Annotated in this window: 5 protein-coding genes; all 5 read right to left on the bottom strand. The window is 72.6% G+C overall.

The annotated features are described in order from the left end of the window. Window positions 1-189 (bottom strand): biotin carboxylase N-terminal domain-containing protein (locus BU198_RS37530; protein ID WP_317620487.1); only part of this gene is annotated, 189 nt, incomplete at its 3' end. Window positions 190-266: 77 nt separating this feature from the next. After that, window positions 267-500 carry an acyl-CoA carboxylase epsilon subunit gene (locus tag BU198_RS37525; protein ID WP_188301267.1) on the bottom strand — a complete coding sequence of 78 codons (234 nt, stop codon included), beginning with the start codon at window positions 498-500 and terminating at the stop codon, window positions 267-269. Between the two features lie 14 nt (window positions 501-514). Next, entirely contained in the window at window positions 515-2,110 is a 1,596-nt protein-coding gene (locus tag BU198_RS37520) for an acyl-CoA carboxylase subunit beta (RefSeq protein ID WP_188301266.1), read from the bottom strand. Beyond that, window positions 2,107-3,855: a fatty acyl-AMP ligase gene (locus BU198_RS37515; protein WP_188301265.1), complete on the bottom strand. Its 1,749-nt coding sequence runs from the start codon at window positions 3,853-3,855 to the stop codon at window positions 2,107-2,109. Before BU198_RS37515 ends, BU198_RS37520 begins: the two co-directional genes overlap by 4 nt. Before the next feature lie 55 nt (window positions 3,856-3,910). Then, a complete protein-coding gene (locus BU198_RS37510; protein WP_411293282.1) occupies window positions 3,911-5,602 on the bottom strand; it encodes a flavin monoamine oxidase family protein in 1,692 nt (563 codons plus the stop codon). Between the last annotated feature and the right edge of the window lie 398 nt (window positions 5,603-6,000).

The following is a 6,000-nucleotide window of genomic DNA, read 5'->3' as shown; positions in this document are numbered from 1 at the left end:
GGCGATGTCCAGGTAGCTGGTAGCGGGAGTGTCACCGCCCAGCGCGTAAGCCTCGTCGGCCGCGCGGACGTGCAGCGCATCCCGGTCCGGCTCGGCGTAGACGGCGACGCTGGCGATACCGGCGTCCCGGCAGGCGCGGACGACCCGCACCGCGATCTCGCCACGGTTGGCGATCAGCACCTTACGCACGTTGAACTCCCTCGTCCCTGCCGTTTGCTCGTCTTGCTCGTCGTATCGGGTGGTCGTGCGGCCGCACGCGCGGCCGGTCAGCCACCGGTGCCCCAGTGCCGGGGCCAGGGGGTCATCCGCCGGGCGGGCGGTGCCCAGCCCCGGCCGGGGCGGGCCCGGGCCGGGGCGCCGGCGGCGGCGCCCTCGGCGGCGGCCAGGGCGGTCACCGCGACCACCGCGGCGGCCAGTTCCTCGCTCGTCGGGCTGCCGTACACCACCAGCAGGCCGTCCTCGGCCCGCCCGTCGGTGCCCTCCGCTGCCGCCCCGCTCACAGCTCCCGCCCCGCTCACAGCGGGATGTTGCCGTGCTTGCGCGGCAGCCGGGAGGTGCGCTTGCCGCGCAGCGTCTCCAGGGCCCCGGCGATGGTCCGCCGGGTCTCGTGCGGCATGATCACCGCGTCCACGTAGCCGCGCTCGGCCGCCGCGTACGGGTTGCAGAGCGCGTCCTCGTACTCCCGGCGCAGCCTGGCCCGCTCGGCGACCGGGTCCTCGGCCTGCTTGACCGCGCGGTGGTGCAGCACGGTCACCGCGCTCTCGCCGCCCATCACCGCGATCTCGGCGGTGGGCCAGGCGAGGTTGATGTCGACCCCCAGGTGCTTGGACCCCATGACGCCGTAACCGCCGCCGTACGCCTTGCGGGTGACCACGGTGACCATCGGGACGGTCGCCTCGGCGTAGGCGTAGATCAGCTTGGCGCCGCGGCGGATGATGCCGGCCCGCTCCTGCTCCAGGCCGGGCAGGAAGCCGGGCACGTCGACGAAGCTCACGACCGGGACGTGGAAGGCGTCGCACATCCGGATGAAGCGCGCGGCCTTCTCGCTCGCGTCGATGTCCAGCGCTCCGGCCGAGACGATCGGCTGGTTGGCCACGATGCCGACGCTGTGCCCGTCGATCCGCCCGAGCCCGCACACCACGTTCTTGGCGAACAGCGGCTGCACCTCCAGCAGTTCGCCGCCGTCCAGCACGGTCTGCACGACCCTGCGCATGTCGTACGGCACGTTGGGGCTGTCCGGCACCAGGGTGTCGAGCGCCCGGTCGGCCTCGGTGAGGGTCTGCGGCTCGGTGGCGGCGTAGACCGGCGGGTCCTCCATGTTGTTGGAGGGCAGGTGGCCCAGCACCAGGCGGACGTACTCGAAGGCGTCCTTCTCGTCCTGCGCGAGGTAGTGCGCGGCGCCGGAGACGGTGTTGTGGCTGAGCGCGCCGCCGAGTTCCTCGCGGTCGACGTGCTGGCCCATGACGGTGCGCAGGACCTCGGGTCCGGTGACGAACATGTGCGAGATGTCCTCGACCATCACGACGAAGTCGGTGATGGCGGGGGCGTAGACCGCGCCGCCGGCGCAGGGGCCCATCATCAGCGAGATCTGCGGGATGACGCCCGAGCCCTCGACCTCGCGCCGGACCATCTCCGCGTAGTAGGCGAGCGAGACCACGCCCTCCTGGATGCGGGCGCCGCCGGAGTCGTTGATGCCGATGACCGGGCAGCCGGTGCTGAGCGCCAGGTCCATCACCTTGACGATCTTCTCGCCGTACTTCTCGCCGAGGCTGCCGCCGAAGACCGTGAAGTCCTGGGCGAAGACGCACACCTTGCGGCCGTCGACGGTGCCATAGCCGGTGATCACGCCGTCGCCGAGCGGCCGGTTGCGCTCCAGTCCGAAGTCGTGGCTGCGGTGCCTGGCCAGGGCGTCGAGTTCGACGAAGGAGCCAGGGTCGAGCAGCGCGTCGATCCGCTCGCGGGCGGTGAGCTTGCCCTTCTCGTGCTGCTTGCGGGCCGCGTCGGAGTCGGCGCGGGCGGCCAACTCGTCACGGCGGCGCTGTAGTTCGGCGATCCGGGCGGCGGTGCCTGCCGGGGCGGCCGGCCGGCCCGCGGGGGTGTCCTCGGTCATCGGGCGCTCCGCTCCGCCGCCGCGGCGGCCTTCAGCTCGCCGTTCAGGTAGCGGGCGCGGCAGGCCCGGCGCTGCACCTTGCCGCTGGTCGTCCTGGGCAGGAAGCCGCGCCGCACGACGACCACCTCGTCCACGTCCAGCCGCTGGCCCTCGTGGACGGCGGTGCGGATCCGGGCCTCCAGCTCGTCCAGGGGAGTGGCGCGCAGGGCCCGGCCGTCCGCCTCGACGACGACGACCAGGCGCTCGCGCTCGCCGTCGTCGACGGAGAACGCCGCGGCCGCGTTGGGGTGCAGGCCGGGGGCGCAGCTCTCGGCGGACAGCTCGATGTCCTGCGGGTAGAAGTTGCGGCCCTGGCGGATGATGACGTCCTTCAGGCGGCCGGTGACGAACAGCTCGCCGTCGTGGACGAAGCCGAGGTCGCCGGTGCGCAGGAAGCGGCCGGCCTCCTCCTGCCCGGCGATCGTCGCCCGGAAGGTCTCCTCGGACTCCTGCGGGCGCCCGTGGTAGCCCGCGGCCACGCACGGCCCGGAGACCCAGATCTCGCCGACCTCGCGCTCGGCCATGACGGTGCGGGAGGCGGGCTCGACGATCCGCACGACGCTGTCGAGGACCGGGACGCCCGAGCCGACCAGCGGCTGCGCGCCCTCGCCGGGCGCGGACAGCTCCACCCGGTCCGTCCGCAGCGCGGCCGAGTCCACCCAGAGCACCGGTGGCTCCTCGCCAAGCCGGCTGCCGGTGGCCTTGAGCGTGTTCTCGGCGAGTCCGTAGCCCGGGCAGCTCGCCTCCGGACGGAAGCCGGCCGCGGCGAAGGTCTCGGCGAAGGAGCGGATCGCGCGCCAGCGCACCGGCTCCGCGCCGTTGGCGGCCACCCGCCACGAGGAGAGGTCGAGGCCGGGCGCCACCTTGCCCTCCTCCTGGGCCTTCACGCACAGCTCGTACGCGAAGCTGGGCGCCGCGGCGTGGGTGCCCCGGAACCGGTCGATCGCCGCCAGCCACCGGCCCGGGCTGCGGACGAAGGCGTCCGGGGCCATCAGGTAGGCGGGCATCCCGGAGCTCAGCGGCATCAGGACGCCGAAGAGCATCCCCATGTCGTGGAAGAGCGGGAGCCAGGAGACGACCACGCCGTCCGGGCCGACCGGCCACAGCTCCTCGGTCTCGGCCACGTTGGCGAGGAAGTTGGCGTGGGTGACCATCACGCCCTTGGGATCGCCGGTCGAGCCGGAGGTGTACTGGAGCAGCGCGATGTCCTCCGGCTCGGGGAAGCCGCCGGTCCACTCGGCCCGCGGCAGCGCGCCGGTGTCGACCAGGGTGAGCCCGGCGAGATCCGGGTGGTCGCCGAAGCGCTCCTCCAGGTCGTGCTTCACCTCGGCGGTGGTCAGCACCGTCGTGGTGCCCGCGTCCTCGGCTATCCGGCGCAGCCGCGCCAGGCCGGTGGCCCGCCGCGGCACCTGCACCGGCGCGCCGGCCACCCGGGCGTACATGCAGCCGAGCAGCGCCCGGACGAACTCCAGGCCCGAGGGGTAGAGCAGCACCGCGCTGCCCCCGCCGAGGCCGGCCGCCGCCAGTGCGGCGGCCCGGGAGCGCGCGTCGGCTTCGAGTTGACGGTAGGTCAACGAGCCGTCCGGCTCCTCGCCGTCCCTGAGGTAGACGTACGCGGTCTCGTCGGGCTGCTTCTCGGCGCGCAGGCTCAGCGCGCCGGGCAGTGTCGTGGCAGGGCCCGTCGGCACCGGTTCGGTGATGGTCACGGTCGTGCTACCTCGTTTCGCGAGGACGTGGACGGTCGGTGGTGGCGAACAGGGTTCACGAGTACGGGAGTTCCAGCGGTGCGAGGGAGTCGAAGAGATCGCCGGGCCCCGGGTTGGCCCGCGGGGCGTGGCCGCCCAGGTGGTCGACGACGCCCCACACCGCGTTGAGCGCCGTGGTCACCGCGCCCTCGGCGAAGCCGGCGGTCCACGAGACGTCGTCGCCGCACAGGAAGAAGCCGCGGTCGCGGGGCTCCCGGTCGTCCTGCATGAACTGGGTGAACAGCCGCCGCTGGTAGCGGTACTGGCCGGGCAGGTTCGACTTGAACGCGCCCATGAAGTGCGGCTCGGTCTCCCAGGTGACGCTGATCGGCTCGTCGATGATGTGCGAGCGGATGTCCACGTCCGGGTAGATCCGGCCCAGCCGGGCGAGCAGGACATCCAGGCGCTCGCGGTCGGTGAGCGAGGCGAACTTCAGCGAGTCGTCGTTCCACGTGTAGGACAGGCACATCACGCCCGGGCGGTCGGGCCCGTTGTCGAACAGGTAGACGCCGCGGGCGATCCGGTCGGTGAGCGTCATCCCCATCACCTCGCGGCCGGTGCGCGGGTCGACGTCCCGCCAGAACGGCCGGTCGGTGAGCACGAACAGCTTGGAGGAGCCCATGTAGTGGGTGCGCTCGACGGCCGTCCACTGCGGCTGGGTCAGCAGGCCGGGGTCGCAGTCGATGCGGTTGAGGAGCGTCCACACGTGCGGGGTGAACACCACGGACGGGAACACCCGCACGTCGCCGTCCGCGTCCTCGACCACGAACAGCTCGCCCTTGCGCCGCAGTCCGACCACGCCGGGGCGGGGCGTGCCGTCCTCGTGCAGCGAGGCGAGCGAGGTGCCGGCCGGCCAGTGCGCCGGGGACTCGGGGGCGTGCTGCCACAGGCCGTACGGCAGTTGCTGCACCCCGCCGACGATCGACATGTGGTTCTCGTCCGCCTCGGTGAAGACCACCCGGAGGATCTCCAGCACCGAGTTCGGGAAGTCGGTGTCCCAGCCGCCCGAGCCGAAGCCCACCTGGCCGAAGATCTCCCGGTGCCGGAACGAGTGGAACGCGGAGGAGCTGGCCAGGAAGCCGTAGAACGACTCGTCGTCGAACTCGCGGACCAGGCGGTTCCAGACCGCCTTCAGGATCGGCACGTCCCGCCGGGTGATCGCGTCGCGCATCGTGGACAGCGACGCGCGCTCCTGGAGCACCTTCTCCCAGGCGTCGGCGACCTCCTGGTACAGCTCCGGCAGGTCCTCCGGCGAACGCGCCCACGCCTGCTCGCCGTTGAGGTCGATCAGGGTGCCGGGGGTGTCCGGCGCCAGCGGGTTCGGGAACGGCTTGGTCCGCAGGCCCAGCAGGTCGATGTAGTGGTAGAGCGCCTTCGCCGAGACCGGGAAGCGCATCGCGCCCAACTCGGCCACGTACTCGGGGTGGTTGGCGAACGGCACGGCCCGCATCCGGCCGCCGAGGTCGCCGGGCTCGTACACCACCGGGCGCAGCCCCAGCCGCATCAGCTCGTAGGCGGCGGTCAGTCCTGCCATGCCGCCGCCGACCACCGCGACCTCGGTGCCGGCCCGCTCCGGCGGGAGCACGCCCAGGCCGGCCGGGTGGGTCAGCCACCGGTCGTAGGAGAACGGGAAGTCGGGAACGAGCATGCCTATCGAAGCCGCGCTTGGTGACGTCATCTGGAAAACCCCTCGGGCCGTGCCGACAATGCTGGTCGAGAAATCAGAGAATTTCCGGCAGAGTTCCGCACGCTCGCGCGGCGCGAGCCGCATCTCGCTAGGCGCCGGCCCGGGGTCGGCCGCGCACTGTGCCCCAGTTACCGCGGGACCGCCTTCGCCGACGGGCTCACGCTATTTTTCGCGGCGCCGCAGGGGCAACCCCTACGCACCCTGTCAACCGGCCCCAACCCGTACGGAATGGCACCCCGAGGGGCCTGCGCCGCAGGCCGGCGGCGTCTCCCGGGCCCGCCCGCACCGTACCGGAACCGGTGCGGGGTCGGCGTAGGGGGCCTATGGGGTGGTCGCCGGACGGAACCCCGCCGTAGCCTCGGTCACGCTGTCCGCTAGCTGACTGTTGGGTGAAATGCTGATGGAAGAGAAGACAGCTG

It is taken from the genome of Streptomyces sp. CBMA156, assembly GCF_014596515.1.
Taxonomy (GTDB): domain Bacteria; phylum Actinomycetota; class Actinomycetes; order Streptomycetales; family Streptomycetaceae; genus Kitasatospora.
Note: the sequence above shows the minus strand (reverse complement) of the source record. Positions and strands in the feature narration are given on the sequence as shown.